Source organism: Pseudaminobacter soli (ex Li et al. 2025) (genome assembly GCF_029892515.1).
GTDB classification, from domain to species: domain Bacteria; phylum Pseudomonadota; class Alphaproteobacteria; order Rhizobiales; family Rhizobiaceae; genus Pseudaminobacter; species Pseudaminobacter soli_A.
The window spans coordinates 86,971-100,441 of sequence record NZ_JARXVF010000012.1; the positions used below are offsets into that span (position 1 = coordinate 86,971).

The window sequence follows — 13,471 nt, forward strand, 5'->3', positions numbered from 1 at the left end:
TATGGTCTTGCGCGGACATATAACTGCGGTTCTGGCCGGATTATTCCTGGCATCGGCATCGGCGTCCGTCGCTCTGGCGGACGATCCGACCTTTCGCATCGAATTCAAGGATGGGGCGATCAACCCGCAGCGCCTCGAGGTGCCGGCCAAGACGCGCTTTCGGCTGGAGCTGGTCAACCTTGGCGACACTCCGGCCGAGTTCGAGAGCCTCGAGCTGCGCAAGGAAAAGGTGATCGCACCGCAGGCCGAGACCGTGATGGTGATCCGCACGCTGGACCCTGGTGAGTATGCGTTTTTTGACGACTTCCACCCAGGCCAAGCGCCTGCGGTTCTCGTCGCGAGATAACGGCGATGACCACGCAAGACTTCAACATCCTGTTCGTTATCTGGCGAGAGTGCATTGAAGCGCTGCTCGTCGTTGGCATTTTGAATGCCTGGCTGGCACATCGCCCACCGGCCGAGCGCCGGGTCGGGCGCATGTGGCTTTGGTCGGGCGTCGGCGTTGGTTTGATCGGCGCCGTGGCGCTCGCTGCGACCTTGCTGATGATCGGCGACGCGTTGAGCGACGAGGCGCAGGAATATTTCCAGACGGCGATCGTGCTTATCGCGGCTGCCCTGATCGTCCAGATGGTGTTCTGGATGCGCCGGCATGGCCGCACCTTGAAGTCCGACCTGCACGCCTCGCTCAATCAGGTCGCCGACAAGTCGAACTGGTTCGGTGTGTTTGCGCTGGCAGCACTTGCCGTGCTGCGCGAAGGCAGCGAGGCGGCCGTTTTTCTCTACGGAACCATGGCCAGCGTTTCCGGCTCGAATTTTGGCGCCGCTATAGCCGCCGGCCTGGGCCTTGTTGCGGCATTCGCGACCTATTGGCTGCTGCAGGTGGGCAGCAAGGTTCTGTCGTGGCGGACATTCTTCCGCGTCACTGAAGTGATGCTGCTATTCCTGGCCGCTTCGCTGCTGATGTCGGGTGTGGATCACCTCATCTCGCTTGACGTGCTGCCGACGCTATCGCCGCGCCTGTGGGATACGTCGCGACTGATACCCGACAACGGCATGCTTGGCGGCCTGATCGCGGGATTGACCGGCTATCGTGCCCAGCCGGTTCTGATGGAACTGCTTGTTTACGCTGCGTACTGGACTTTCGTGTTATGGATTCTGTATCGGCCCCGGGCGCTTCGACCGGCATGAACGCCCGTCCGGGCGCCGGCAAAGTGCGGGTACTGACGATGCGCGCGGGCGAATGGCTCCGCGATCATCAGCGCGCCATCCGCTGGCTTCAGTGGGGCATCGTCGGGTCCTATGTGGCCCTGCTGGTGATTCCGGCGCTGGCGCCGATGCCCACGCGGCTGTCGCATATCTGGTCCGACGTCGTCCTGTTCGCCCAGTTCGCGTTCTGGGGGATCTGGTGGCCCTTCGTGCTGGTCAGCATGGTGCTGGTCGGCCGCTCCTGGTGCGGCCTGTTCTGCCCGGAAGGCGCACTTGCGGAAGCGGCCAGCCGCCACGGGCTGGGGCGCGCGATACCCAACTGGATCAAATGGAAGGGCTGGCCCTTCGTCGCCTTTGCCTGCACCACGATCTACGGGCAGATGGTCAGCGTCTATCAGTATCCCATGCCGGTGATCATCGTGCTTGGCGGCTCCACTTTCGCTGCCGTCGTCGTCGGCCTCCTGTACGGACGCGACAAGCGCGTCTGGTGCCGTTATCTCTGCCCGGTCAACGGCGTCTTCGGCCTTCTCTCGAAGCTCGCGCCCCTGCACTACCGCGTGGACAAGGAAGCCTGGAACGACTGGCGTCGCGAACCCGGCACGCCGCCTCCCTTCGTCAATTGTGCCCCGCTCGTGCCGATCCGGACGATGCGCGGCGGCTCGGCCTGCCACATGTGCGGACGCTGCGCGGACTTCAAGCAGGCGGTCGCGCTCGAACCCAGGTCGCCGTCCCATGAAATCGTGAACGTCGCCGGCGACGAGCCGAAGCCATGGGAAACCGTTCTCATCATATTCGGCCTGATGGGCATTGCCGCGGGCGCTTTCCAGTGGGCGTCCAGCCCGCTTTACGTGACAGCCAAGCAGATGATCGCCGAATGGCTGGTCGAGCATGCCGGCACTGTGCTCCTTGAGCCTCGGCTTCCCTGGTGGATCCTGACGAACTACCCCGACCAGAACGACATGATGACGCCGCTCGATGGCGGCCTCATGATCGCCTATGTGCTCGTCACCGCCTGCGTGACAACCATCGCGGTGGGTGGCGCGCTGGCCTTGGCGGTAGGCGCCCTCGGCTCATTCCAGGCTCGCCGCTTCCATCACCTGGCGCAGTGCCTGATACCGATGGCCGGTTGCGGCGTCTTCCTCGGCCTTTCCATGACCACCGTCACCCTGCTGCGCTCTGAAGGCCTGTCGCTCGACTTCGTCGACCTGCTGCGCATGGGTCTGCTGGCCGGCGCCGCCTTATGGGGCGTCTGGCTGATGTGGTCCGTGATCTGCCGCTATACGGCGTCGACCTGGCGCAGGGTTGCCGCGACCGTCGCCGGCTCCGCAGCAATCCTGTTCGGGACCGTCAACTGGGTCGTGCTGTTCTGGGTTTGGTAAGCCAGCCTACCAAATCTGGCCAATGGCTAGACCGACGAGGATCATGCCGCTGATGAGCGTTCCGAAGCGGCCGAGATCGAACCGGCCGATGCTCACGTGCATGGCGCGCAAGCCCAGCGCGACGCCAAGCGAGATCGTGAGCAGGCTGCCTATAGAGGCAGAGAGAGCGATCGCGAAGGACGGCATGTGAAGGAGCCCGGCGCCGACGGCGTTGGCGAGAGCATTGGCGGACAGTGCCACCCCGAGAACCAGCGCTTCGACCAAGCCAATCCGCCCGTTCTCGACTGCGAGCACGCGGGAGAACCAGCCAGCAATGCCGCGCGATGTAGCTGAGCGTGCCGCCTTCTCCCGCGGCAGAACCAGCAGCAGAATGCGAACGCCGATCAGGAACAGGAGTACCGCGCCGACGATGTCGGGCAGATCGCCGGGCAGGACCGCGCCGATCCACTCGCCAAACAGGATACCGGCTTCGCTGAGCACGAAGCAGATCACGGCAATGATGAGATTGGCGCCTAAGCCGATCCGAATACCCCGCACGCCGTAGGACAGGCCAACGGCGAGGTTGTCGATGCTTGAGGCAATTGCCAATCCAGTGATGAAAAGCCAGTCCATTTTATCTCAAGGCGTTCGCGGGCTCGGCCGAAGCGGCAAGCACTCAAAAAAACTCTGACCGTCTACATTGACGATGAAGCGCCGAGAAGGTGCTTTTTAGGCGCCACAACCCATCTGGTAGAAAAACATTCGGGTCTGCCAGGTCCAAGACTACCCACTTACGGCAAGGACACCGCGCTGCGCCTGCTTCATCTTGGCGCACGAAACAAAAACCCGCCCCAGACATAGGACGGGTTCTGATGTTCGTCATCTGCGCCGGTAGACGGCTCAGCCGGTCAGGCGCGGGTTGAGAACGATCTTCTTGAACAACTTGTTCATGGCGTCCGAAATGCCCTCGGTGGGGCTCACCTCGAAATAGAGACCGTCCGATGCGCAGGCCTGCATCCTTTGACCGATCTCGCTTTGGAACGGCTTGATCCAGGTGTTCCACCAGCTATTCGTCGGAAGATCGAGATAGGTGGTGTACAGCACGGCGATGTTGATGCCGCGGCTCTTGAGCACATCGCAGTATTTCGTGTCGATCGGCTCCTGGCAGCGCCCGTCTATGGTTTTCTTGGTGCAGGTATTGGGCTTGTAGCTGTCGCCGACACCATCGGCGACGAAGAAGACATACTTTGCGCGATTGGTGTTGGATGTGCCGGTGCCGGGCGTGTCGATCTTAGCGTTCAGCTTGGTGAACGCATCGTCGAAGCTGGTCATCTGGTCGTTGTTGTAGCCCTGAGAGGGAATCGTCATCAGGTCGATTTGCGCGGCCTTGACCTTCGCGCCACTCAGATCTGCGGTGATGGGGGTGATCTCATCGAGCTTGGTGTCGGTCGCCGACTGGCCGAACGTATAGATGCCGGCGCGGAACTGGTTGGAAAACTGCTGGGTCGTGCGCGCCGTATCCATGAGCGCCTGCGTGGCTTGACGCACGACGTCGATGCGCATGGTCACACCAAGTTTTTTCGCCAAGTTGTAGTAATTGTTGGGGTTTTTGGTCTCATGGCATGCAAATGCGCATTTGTCCGACGTATTGTCGACCATCTGTTTGACATCCGCCGGCGTCGCACCGATGCCCATCGACGGCGTGTTGTCCAGCAGCATGTAGAAGTCGGCGAAGAAGTCCGTGCGGATCGACGCCGATGCGGTTCCCGAAAGGTTGACCTCATTGATGCCGATAATCCGCAAGAGCGTGGTCGGCATGCTCGCGTTGAACACGACGTCGGCCACCACCTCCCCGCTGGTCTTCCTGACATTGGGCGTGAACTTTAGCACCTTGTCGATGTCAGTGCCCGTGAGATTGGCTCTGAAAAGCATCGAGGCGTCGTCGTTGCCCGCATTGATGGGTCCGTCGCCGGTCATCTGCAGAGCGGCCTGAACCCCGGGAGACATCTTTGCGATCGCACCCACGGCGGCGGCGTCCGCTGCATCTTCAAGGCGCGACTTGAGACTATAGGCATCCGCCAGATCGAGCGCGACCCCGGCGCAGGCAACAACCGGGATCATCAAAATTGCAGCCATGGTGGCAAAATTGCCTGACCTGCTGCGGCCGAACCTGTGCAAGAACGCTAACATGGCTACCCCCCGCTATCAGGGGCACCAAGATGGCAGGAAACTGAAAAAGATTCGGTAATTTCCTGCGGAAAATTCTAATGAACTAAATCAACCGAGCGTCTTACACGCCATCATTGCTGTTGCTTGCTACAATAGGCGAAAGCAAATCTACCCTATTTCATCGGGAACTTCTGCTGCAACGCAAGATTGAGCTCCAGAACATTCACCCGCGGCTCCCCGAGAATTCCCAAAGTGCGACGACTGGTATTCTGGCTGACGAGCTGCGTGATCTCATCCGGCGTAGCCCCTCGCGTCTTGGCGACCCGCTCGACCTGCAGCGCGGCATTCGCCGGCGTGATGTCCGGGTCGAGCCCGGAAGCCGAAGTCGTCAGCACATCGGCCGGAAGCACCTTGCCGGCAAGGTCGGGCTGCGCTTCATCCAGAGCCTTGCGATCTGTGGTGAGGCGGTCCTGCAGCGCCTTGCTGGTCGGCCCCAGGTTGGAGGCTGTCGTGTTGGCCGCATTGTAGGGAGCCGGGATGGTCTTGTTCGGATCGTTTGGATCTGTCGTCGTCGTCGCCGAGGGACGACCATGGAACCATTCCGGTCCCTGCCATTGCTGACCAACCAGCCGCGAGCCGAGAACGCCACCCTGACCATCCGTCACCAGGCTTCCATTGGCCTGATAGGGCAGGATCAATCGCGCCACCACGGTCAACGCGGCCGGATAGAGGCCCCCGCACAGAATGAGTGTGACCAGCGATACACGCAGTGCGCTTCCAACTGTGCTCAGCATGACGCGCTCCATCAGGCGAAGGGCGAGATCAGCAGGTCTATCAGCTTGATGCCGATGAACGGGGTGATCAGGCCGCCCACGCCGTAGATCCAGAGGTTGCGATAAAACAAGGTTTCCGCCGACTGTGCCCGGAAGCGCACCCCTCTCAGCGCCAGCGGGATAAGGAGCGGAATGATCAGCGCATTGAAGATCAGTGCGGACAAGATCGCGCTTTGCGGCGTTGCCAGATGCATCACATTCAAGGCGGCCAGGCCTGGCAGCGCGCCGATGAACATGGCCGGGATAATGGCGAAATATTTCGCCACGTCGTTGGCGATCGAGAAGGTGGTCAGCGCGCCGCGCGTGGTCAGCATCTGGCGTCCGATCGCCACCAGGTCGGTAAGTTTCGTCGGGTCGGAATCGAGGTCGATCAGATTGGCCGCTTCCTTGGCCGGCATGGTGCCCGAATGCATGGCCAGGCCGACATCCGCCTGCGCCAGTGCCGGAGCGTCGTTGGTGCCGTCACCGGTCATGGCCACCAGCCGCCCCTCGCTTTGCTCCCGCTGCACCAGGCGAAGCTTTTGCTCCGGCTTGACCTCGGCGACGAAGTCGTCGACCCCGGCCTGGGCGGCAATCGAAAATGCCGTCAGCGGATTGTCGCCGGTGACCATCACAGTCCGCACCCCCATTTTGCGCAGTTCCTGCATGCGCTCGGGAATACCCGGCTTGAGCACGTCCGACAAAACGACGATGCCGAGTATCTGGCCGTCGATGCTTACGGCCAGCGGCGTCGCGCCCTCTTTCGCCACCTTGTCGGCAATGACTTGGAGATCGGGGGGCGGCTCGCGCCGGAAGGCTTCACGTGCGGCCTGGACAACGGCACTGACCGCGCCCTTGCGGATGATGCGCCCATCGGGCAGATCGCTGCCGCTCATTCGGGTCTCGGCGGAGAAATCCAGCCCTTTTGCCGCATCGAGACCGGGGACCGGCTCGGCGCCGTGCGAGAGGCTGTAGGCGACCACCGAGCGCCCTTCCGGCGTCGTGTCGAAATAGGAGGCGAGGAAGGCTGCCTCGACCAGGGCGGACTGCGTCTGCCCCGCCACGGGCAGGAAATCGGTCGCCTTGCGCTCGCCCATGGTGATGGTGCCGGTCTTGTCGAGGATCAGGGTCTGAACGTCACCCGCAGCCTCGACCGCCTTGCCGGAAGTCGCCAGCACGTTGAACCGCATGGTGCGGTCGATACCCGCAATGCCGATGGCCGAGAGCAGCGCGCCGATCGTCGTGGGGATCAGCGCAACCAGCAACGCAACAAGATCGGCCACGTTGATGTTTGCGTTGAGGTATGCGGCAACGGGCGCGATTGATGCGACCACGATGAGGAAAATGAGCGTCAGGACCGAGAGCACGACCGTGAGCGCGATCTCGTTTGGCGTCTTCTGCCGTTTGGCGCTCTCGACGAGGCGGATCATGTGGTCGAGGAATGTTTCGCCCGGATTGACGCTCACCCGAATGCGCAGCCAGTCGGAGATCACCGTGGTGCCGGCGGTGACCGAAGAGAAGATGTCGGTACCGGGCTCCTTCAGGACGGGTGCCGATTCACCGGTGATCGCGGATTCGTTGACATAGGCGACCCCGTCCACCACTTCGCCGTCGGCCGGTATCGTATCGCCCTTCTCGACATGCACCAGATCGCCACGCCGCAGATCGGATGCGGGAACGGTTTCGCGACGCCCATCCTCATCAACGCGCACACCTGAGAGGTGCGCGCGGGTCTGGCGCAAGGTGGCCGCCTTGGCCTTGCCGCGCCCTTCCGCCAGCGCTTCGGCGTAGTTCGCGAGCCAGACGGTCAGCACCAGGATGATGGTGACGACGCCGTTATAGAGACGGGAGGCGCTCGAAGGGCCGAACAGATTGGGGGCAACGGTAAGGGCAAGGGTGACGAGCGATCCTACCCAGACCACGAACATAACTGGGTTGCGGATCTGCACGCGGGGATCGAATTTGGCGATCGAATCCTTGAAGGCCTGCCAGAACAATTCGAAATTGTACCCGCCAGCGACACGGACGCCGCGAAATTCCGGCCCCAATACCCCAAGCTTGGAAGTGCCTTCACGCAAATTTGCCATCGAAAGCCTCCTGGAGGGACACGTGTCCGTCAGAACACCAGTCCACCCCGCATAGCCGCCTGCTCGGCGATGGGGCCAAGCACGAGCGCAGGGAAGAAAGTCAGTGCGCCGACGATGAGGATCGTCGCGAACCAGAAGAATCCGAACGCAAGGGTGTCTGTGCGCAGCGTCGCCGTGGTCGCCGGCGTGATGGGTTTGCGCGCGATGGAGCCTGCCACGGCCATCAGGAAGATGATCGGCGGATAGCGCCCTATCAAGATGACCGCTGCGGTGGCCAGGTTGAACCAGGGTGTGTTCGCATTCAGGCCGGCAAAGGCCGAGCCGTTATTGGCGGCCGAGGACGAGAAGGCGTACAGGATTTCGGAATAGCCATGTATGCCGTTGTTGCCTAGCGAGGACAGCGCATACGGTGCCAGGATCGACCAGCCCGTCGGCGCCAGGATGACGAGCGGGTGAATGAGCAACGCCAGCGAGACGAGAATGATCTCCTGCTTCTCGATCTTCTTGCCCAGAAATTCCGGCGTGCGTCCCACCATGAGGCCGGCGATGAACACCGCGATCAAGCCGTAGATCAGCGCGTTCAGGAACCCGACGCCCTTTCCGCCGAACACGCATTGCAGCATCATCTGGCCGAGCATGGTGACGCCGGCAAGCGGCGTATAGCTGTCATGCGCCGAGTTGATGGCACCGGTCGTGAAGGCCGTGGTGATGGCTGCAAATAGCGCCGAGCCCGAAATGCCGAAGCGGACCTCCTTGCCCTCCATGTTGCCGCCTGGCTGCGTCAAGCTGTAATGCGTGTCGATGCCGGCATTGGCCAGTATCGGTGTGCCCTGCTGCTCGGGAATGACGCATGTCAGCATGAAAAGGATCATCAAGGTTCCCAAGACCCCATAGAGGATCCAGGCCTGGCGCCGGTTCCCGATCATGTCGCCGAAGGTGATGATGATGGACGCCGGCAGCAGCGCCATGAGGACCATGAGCACGACATTGGTGAGCGGCGTCGGGTTCTGGAAGGGATGGGCAGCATTCACATTGTAGAAGCCGCCGCCATTCGTGCCGAGCAGCTCGATGGTGCCCTGCGACGCGACGGGCCCCACCACGATCGTCTGATCGCCGCCTCCCTGGATCGGGTGCGCCGAGACGCTGGCGTCAAATGTCTGCACAGCGCCCTGCAGCACCATGAAGAGGGCGACCACGAAACAGACCGGTATCAGGACGCGGGTGATGAAGCGTATGAAGTCTCGGTAGAAATTGCCCAGGTTGCTACTGCCGTCGCGGATTGTGAAGGCACGGATCCAGGCCATTGCCACCACGAAGCCCGTCGTTGCCGAAGTGAACATCGGGAAGGTGATGGCCGCCATCTGGCTGAAGTTCGACAAGGTCGTTTCACCGCCATAGGCCTGCCAGTTCGTATTGGTGACGAAGCTGACCGTTGTGTTGAAGGCAAGCAGAGCATCGACGCCCGGAAATTTCAGCTGGTTCAGCGGCAGGAAATTCTGGAACGACAGGACGAGGAAGATGATGATCGCCATCATGAGATTGGTGACGAGCATGTGGATCGTGTAGGTCCGCCAATCCATTGCCTGGCTCGTCGCTGATCTGCCTATGAGGCGGTAGATGAAGTTGTCGATAGGGTCGAAGAATCCGTCCCATGTTGTCTTTTGGTTGGTGAACACACGGGCCATGAAGCGCCCGACCGGTATGCTGAGCAGAACGACCAGCAGCAGTGTGAGAATGATCTGGAGCCAGAATTGTACGGACATAGGAGCTTCTCCGAATCCGTGCGGGGACGCCTCCGGCGTTCAGAAGCGTTCCGGGTTCACCACCGCGTAGAAGAGATAAAGCACGAGAAGCACGACGATCAGGGCGAGTATGTAAACCGCAACCATCACTGCCTCCCTCGTCTCAACGTATCTCCCTGCCTGCCCCAGTATCGCGCGGGCGGATCACGCGCCCGGCAAAACCAACCAGGCTAAGCAGAAGTAGATAGGAAATGATCAGAATAAGCAGCATCAGAAATGTTGCGAACATCGATGCCTCCACTAGACCGAACGGCATGTAAAGCGTCCGATCTGCTAGTGGGATATTATCTATCCTCCGAACATAAAAAGGCAATGTGGGCGCCGGAAAGCACTCATAGGAAAACCATAAGGACTGCGAAGGCCTCCAGGGACACCGCAAGATCCTGACAGGCAAACGGAAATCCGCTTTACAGTCTCGATCCAAGTCGTACACATCGGGGATAGTCTCGGATCATGGACTCATGATCCGGCGACACGGGACCTCCTCACAGTCGGAAAATCAGATGACCAAGACCCCGACCGCCGCCGCCTACATGACCGAGCTTACCGCCCGCATGGGGAGGCTCGTCGAAGAAAATGCCGTTTCGATCGCAGCCGCCGCGGACGCGGTGGAACATGCCGCCAAAGCTGACGGCCTGGTCTACATCTTCGGCACCGGCCACAGCCACACCATGGCCGAGGAGGCGCACTACCGCGCCGGCGGGCTGGCGCTGACCGTCCCGATCCTGTCCACCCCGCTGATGGTGCACGAAGGCGCAGTGGCCAGCACCGCATTTGAGCGCATCCCCGGCGTGATCATCCCGGTGTTCGAGCATTACCCGATGGGGCCGAACGATGTGCTGATCATCGTTTCCAACAGCGGCGTCAACACCGCCACCGTCGAGGCGGCACAGCTCGGCAAGACGCGCGGCGCCACCGTCATCGCCATCACCTCGGTGGAGTATTCGAAGCAGGCCGCCCGCGGCCGGACGCGGCTTGCCGAAGTCGCCGACATCGTGCTCGACAACGGTGCGCCTCCCGGCGACGCGATCATGAATGTCCCCGGCAGCGAGCTTCGCGTCGGGCCGATCTCGACTTCCATCGGCGCGGCACTGATGAACGCCGTTTTCGCCGAGGTGGGGGTGCGGCTGCAATCGTCGGGCACCGATGCCCCGATCTATCTCAGCGCCAATATGCCGGGCGCCAAGGAGGTCAACGACGCGCTGATCGCGCGCTATCGCCCGCGCAACCGGCATCTTTGATCGCTGCCGCATTGAACGGGCGGGCTCGGCCTCGAGCAGCCAACAAGGACGCTCAGGGCAATCATGAAGCTGGAGCCGTTGAGCGAAGCCGCTCCAGCTGATACCCATTTGCCAGGCAATGCGCTCAGGCGTGGAGAGAAAGCATGGCGGGAATAGCCGGTGGACGCTCGATAAGCCCACTGTCGACGGGCATTCTCGTCATCGCGCTTCTTTACTTTGCCCACTCAATATTCGTCCCGCTCACCTTCTCTCTGTTCATCATCGCGCTGGTCTGGCCGATTCAGGCGGCGCTGAAGCGGCACATGCCGCAACTTTTGGCGCTCCTCATCACGCTCACCGCAACCATCGTGGTGATCATCGCCGTCGGCTCCTCGGTCATCTGGGGTTTTGGGAAGCTCGGCCATTGGCTCATCGTCCATGCCGCGCGTTTCCAGGCGATATATACGGACTGGACAGACTGGCTCGACGAGCGCGGCATCGCGGTCGCCGGCCCCCTGGCCAATCATTTCGACGTGTCCTGGCTTATCGGGTTCACGCAAGGGGTGGCCGGACAGCTGAACGGCTTTGCGGGCTTTGCCATCCTTGTGTTCATCTTCGTCATGCTCGGCCTGCTCGAGGTCGATGACTTCAACGAAAGACTGCGCTCGCCTGCCGCCCAGCCCTATGGCGAGAAGATATTGCTGGCCAATCGCGAAATCGGCATCAAGCTCCGGCGTTTCATGGTGGTGCGCAGCCTGGCGAGTATCCTCACCGGCCTGGTCGTCTGGGGTTTTGCGCTGGTCGCCGGGCTCGAACTGGCCGCCGCCTGGGGAACCATTGCCTTCGCGCTGAACTACATCCCCTTCGTTGGTCCCTTCATTGCCACGATCTTTCCGACGCTCTTTGCCATCGCCCAGTTCGGTTCGTGGCAGACGGCCCTCGTCATTTTCCTCGGCCTCAATCTCATACAGTTCATCATCGGCAGTTATCTTGAGCCGTTGCTGACCGGCGCGTCGGTGGCGATCTCACCTTTTGCCGTCATCTTCGCGGTGTTCTTCTGGAGCTTCATGTGGGGCATTTCGGGCGCATTCATCGGCGTCCCGATATTGATCGTCTTCATGGTCTACTGCGCGCAGATCCCATCGAGCCATTGGATCGCCGTGCTGCTGTCAGCCGATACGTCCAACTTCAAGAAAGCCGAAAGCTGACCGGCCGAAGCGGCCGATCTGGCTAAGGTCACAGTTGCTGAAAATCGGCTGAAAACGCAAAATCGTGCCTTGCGACAGAGGCACCGGCAGGCATAACTCACGCGCCGCATATCGAGCCGTCGCAGATGCCTGACTTCCTGAGTTCATTGAAAAGGCTGCTTCCAGCCCTGCCGCAGATCGGCAACGCCGAACGGCTGCGCATTTTCTGCGGGGCACTCATCGGCATCTTCGTCACCGGGCTGCTTACCAAGATAGCCGCCGGCTCCACCACGGCCTCGCCGCTGCTGATCGCACCAATGGGCGCGTCGGCCGTGTTGCTCTTTGCGGTTCCGTCTAGCCCGCTGGCGCAGCCCTGGTCGATCATCGGCGGCAACACGGTCGCGGCCTTCATCGGCATCACCTGCGCCTTGTGGATCGACGACCTGCTCATCGCCGCCGCCCTCGCCGTGTCCCTCTCGATCGGCGCCATGCTGCTGCTGCGCTGCCTGCACCCGCCAAGCGGTGCTGTGGCGCTGACGGCGGTTCTCGGCGGTCCGGCTGTTCACGCGGCCGGCTATGGTTTTGCGCTCTGGCCAGTAGGCGTCAATTCCCTGCTCATGCTGACCGCCGCGCTCGTCTTCAACAATCTCACCGGCCGGCGCTATCCGCATCTAACTCCGCTGCCGGCTGCCAACCCGCATGGCACCGCCGACCCTGTTCCGACGCAGCGCGTCGGCTTCACCGCCGCCGACCTCGAAGCGGTATTGAAGCGCCATGGCGAAGTCATCGACGTGGCGGCAGACGACCTCGACACGCTGCTGCACGAAGCCGAAATGCAGGCCTACCACCGCCGCTTCGGCGAGATCCGCTGCGCCGACATCATGTCGCGCGACGTGGCGACTGTCGCACCGCAGGCCCCGCTGCGCGACGCATGGGCGCTGCTTTGCGAGCACCGCATCAAGGCGCTTCCGGTCGTCGCCGAGAACCACAGCGTCGTCGGCATCGTCACCCAGACAGACTTCATGGAAAGCGCCTCTTGGGGACCGCACGGCGAGCTGCATTTCGGCTGGGGACGCCGTCTGCGTCACGCAATGCGGCCGCGAAAGGGTCTCAAGCAGACCGTCAGCGAAATCATGAGCACGCCGGTTCGCTCAGCCGATCCGGACACCCCGATCGCAAGGCTGGTTCCGATGATGGCTGACGCGGGTCTGCATCATCTTCCTGTTGTCGACGCCGCCGGCAAGCTGGTCGGCATCGTCACTCAATCGGACCTGATCGCTGCGCTCTATCACGGCAGCCTCTCGGAAACTGATCTGGCGGCCGAGCCGCCCCTGCGTGCCGTAGCAAGCTGAGCCATTCGGGCTTTTGCGATAATTCTTGAAATGAAATTTTCTTTCATTTCAGTTGACGCCTGCAGCACATGATGGCTTACTGACCTCGGCCGGACACTTCGCATTGTCGTGCAGTTCTTCAGGCAATCTGGCGATTGCCTCTGCCGCGTGGTGGCCAATGAATGGTTCACTTCGAGGGGGGACACCAATGCCCGAATTCAAGACTGACATCGAGATCGCGCGCGGCGCGAAGAAGCAGCCGATCCAGGCGATCGGGGCGAAGATCGGCATTGCCTCGG

13 protein-coding genes are annotated in these 13,471 nt (G+C 61.6%); 6 read left to right on the forward strand and 7 right to left on the reverse strand.

Annotation, left to right across the window (positions count from 1 at the left end):
* Position 1 precedes the first annotated feature (1 nt).
* From M2281_RS27730 to M2281_RS27740, 3 genes are read left to right on the forward strand one after another with little or no spacing between them, the layout of a single operon-like run.
* Positions 2 to 346 carry a cupredoxin domain-containing protein gene (locus tag M2281_RS27730; protein WP_280824456.1) on the forward strand — a complete coding sequence of 115 codons (345 nt, stop codon included), beginning with the start codon at positions 2 to 4 and terminating at the stop codon, positions 344 to 346.
* A gap of 5 nt (positions 347 to 351) precedes the next feature.
* Complete coding sequence (locus M2281_RS27735; RefSeq protein ID WP_280824435.1) at positions 352 to 1,188, forward strand: FTR1 family iron permease; 837 nt, start codon at positions 352 to 354, stop codon at positions 1,186 to 1,188.
* A complete protein-coding gene (locus M2281_RS27740) occupies positions 1,185 to 2,585 on the forward strand; it encodes a 4Fe-4S binding protein (protein ID WP_280824457.1) in 1,401 nt (466 codons plus the stop codon). Before M2281_RS27735 ends, M2281_RS27740 begins: the two co-directional genes overlap by 4 nt.
* A 6-nt stretch (positions 2,586 to 2,591) precedes the next feature.
* Here M2281_RS27740 and M2281_RS27745 read toward each other — a convergent pair whose 3' ends face one another.
* From M2281_RS27745 to M2281_RS27775, 7 genes are all read right to left on the reverse strand, one after another.
* Positions 2,592 to 3,197 (reverse strand): manganese efflux pump, encoded by a 606-nt coding sequence (locus tag M2281_RS27745; RefSeq protein WP_280824436.1) that lies wholly within the window; start codon positions 3,195 to 3,197, stop codon positions 2,592 to 2,594.
* 267 nt (positions 3,198 to 3,464) lie between these two features.
* On the reverse strand, positions 3,465 to 4,754 hold the full coding sequence (locus M2281_RS27750; protein ID WP_280824437.1) for a TadE/TadG family type IV pilus assembly protein: 1,290 nt from the start codon (positions 4,752 to 4,754) through the stop codon (positions 3,465 to 3,467).
* Between the two features lie 152 nt (positions 4,755 to 4,906).
* Positions 4,907 to 5,527 carry a potassium-transporting ATPase subunit KdpC gene (kdpC, locus tag M2281_RS27755; protein WP_280824438.1) on the reverse strand — a complete coding sequence of 207 codons (621 nt, stop codon included), beginning with the start codon at positions 5,525 to 5,527 and terminating at the stop codon, positions 4,907 to 4,909.
* Positions 5,528 to 5,538: 11 nt separating this feature from the next.
* Positions 5,539 to 7,632 carry a potassium-transporting ATPase subunit KdpB gene (gene kdpB, locus M2281_RS27760; RefSeq protein WP_280824439.1) on the reverse strand — a complete coding sequence of 698 codons (2,094 nt, stop codon included), beginning with the start codon at positions 7,630 to 7,632 and terminating at the stop codon, positions 5,539 to 5,541.
* A gap of 29 nt (positions 7,633 to 7,661) precedes the next feature.
* Positions 7,662 to 9,395 carry a potassium-transporting ATPase subunit KdpA gene (kdpA, locus tag M2281_RS27765; protein ID WP_280824440.1) on the reverse strand — a complete coding sequence of 578 codons (1,734 nt, stop codon included), beginning with the start codon at positions 9,393 to 9,395 and terminating at the stop codon, positions 7,662 to 7,664.
* A gap of 39 nt (positions 9,396 to 9,434) precedes the next feature.
* Positions 9,435 to 9,521 carry a K(+)-transporting ATPase subunit F gene (gene kdpF / locus M2281_RS27770; protein ID WP_425537818.1) on the reverse strand — a complete coding sequence of 29 codons (87 nt, stop codon included), beginning with the start codon at positions 9,519 to 9,521 and terminating at the stop codon, positions 9,435 to 9,437.
* Between the two features lie 16 nt (positions 9,522 to 9,537).
* A complete protein-coding gene (locus M2281_RS27775) occupies positions 9,538 to 9,663 on the reverse strand; it encodes a hypothetical protein (RefSeq protein ID WP_280824442.1) in 126 nt (41 codons plus the stop codon).
* Positions 9,664 to 9,937: 274 nt separating this feature from the next.
* Between M2281_RS27775 and M2281_RS27780 the strand changes: the two genes are divergently transcribed.
* From M2281_RS27780 to M2281_RS27790, 3 genes are all read left to right on the forward strand, one after another.
* A complete protein-coding gene (locus M2281_RS27780; RefSeq protein ID WP_280824443.1) occupies positions 9,938 to 10,675 on the forward strand; it encodes an SIS domain-containing protein in 738 nt (245 codons plus the stop codon).
* Positions 10,676 to 10,818: 143 nt separating this feature from the next.
* On the forward strand, positions 10,819 to 11,862 hold the full coding sequence (locus M2281_RS27785; protein ID WP_280824444.1) for an AI-2E family transporter: 1,044 nt from the start codon (positions 10,819 to 10,821) through the stop codon (positions 11,860 to 11,862).
* Positions 11,863 to 11,987: 125 nt separating this feature from the next.
* Positions 11,988 to 13,193 carry an HPP family protein gene (locus tag M2281_RS27790; RefSeq protein WP_280824445.1) on the forward strand — a complete coding sequence of 402 codons (1,206 nt, stop codon included), beginning with the start codon at positions 11,988 to 11,990 and terminating at the stop codon, positions 13,191 to 13,193.
* Positions 13,194 to 13,471: the final 278 nt, after the last annotated feature.

Bases quoted from the DNA above. Each gene is read 5' to 3' on its own strand.
- M2281_RS27735 (WP_280824435.1), top strand. From the start codon at position 352: ATGACCACGCAAGACTTCAACATCCTGTTCGTTATCTGGCGAGAGTGC.
- kdpB (WP_280824439.1), bottom strand. From the start codon at position 7,632: ATGGCAAATTTGCGTGAAGGCACTTCCAAGCTTGGGGTATTGGGGCCG.
- M2281_RS27780 (WP_280824443.1), top strand. From the start codon at position 9,938: ATGACCAAGACCCCGACCGCCGCCGCCTACATGACCGAGCTTACCGCC.
- M2281_RS27740 (WP_280824457.1), top strand. From the start codon at position 1,185: ATGAACGCCCGTCCGGGCGCCGGCAAAGTGCGGGTACTGACGATGCGC.
- kdpF (WP_425537818.1), bottom strand. From the start codon at position 9,521: ATGGTTGCGGTTTACATACTCGCCCTGATCGTCGTGCTTCTCGTGCTT.
- kdpC (WP_280824438.1), bottom strand. From the start codon at position 5,527: ATGCTGAGCACAGTTGGAAGCGCACTGCGTGTATCGCTGGTCACACTC.
- M2281_RS27745 (WP_280824436.1), bottom strand. From the start codon at position 3,197: ATGGACTGGCTTTTCATCACTGGATTGGCAATTGCCTCAAGCATCGAC.
- M2281_RS27750 (WP_280824437.1), bottom strand. From the start codon at position 4,754: ATGTTAGCGTTCTTGCACAGGTTCGGCCGCAGCAGGTCAGGCAATTTT.
- M2281_RS27775 (WP_280824442.1), bottom strand. From the start codon at position 9,663: ATGTTCGCAACATTTCTGATGCTGCTTATTCTGATCATTTCCTATCTA.
- M2281_RS27730 (WP_280824456.1), top strand. From the start codon at position 2: ATGGTCTTGCGCGGACATATAACTGCGGTTCTGGCCGGATTATTCCTG.
- M2281_RS27790 (WP_280824445.1), top strand. From the start codon at position 11,988: ATGCCTGACTTCCTGAGTTCATTGAAAAGGCTGCTTCCAGCCCTGCCG.
- M2281_RS27785 (WP_280824444.1), top strand. From the start codon at position 10,819: ATGGCGGGAATAGCCGGTGGACGCTCGATAAGCCCACTGTCGACGGGC.
- kdpA (WP_280824440.1), bottom strand. From the start codon at position 9,395: ATGTCCGTACAATTCTGGCTCCAGATCATTCTCACACTGCTGCTGGTC.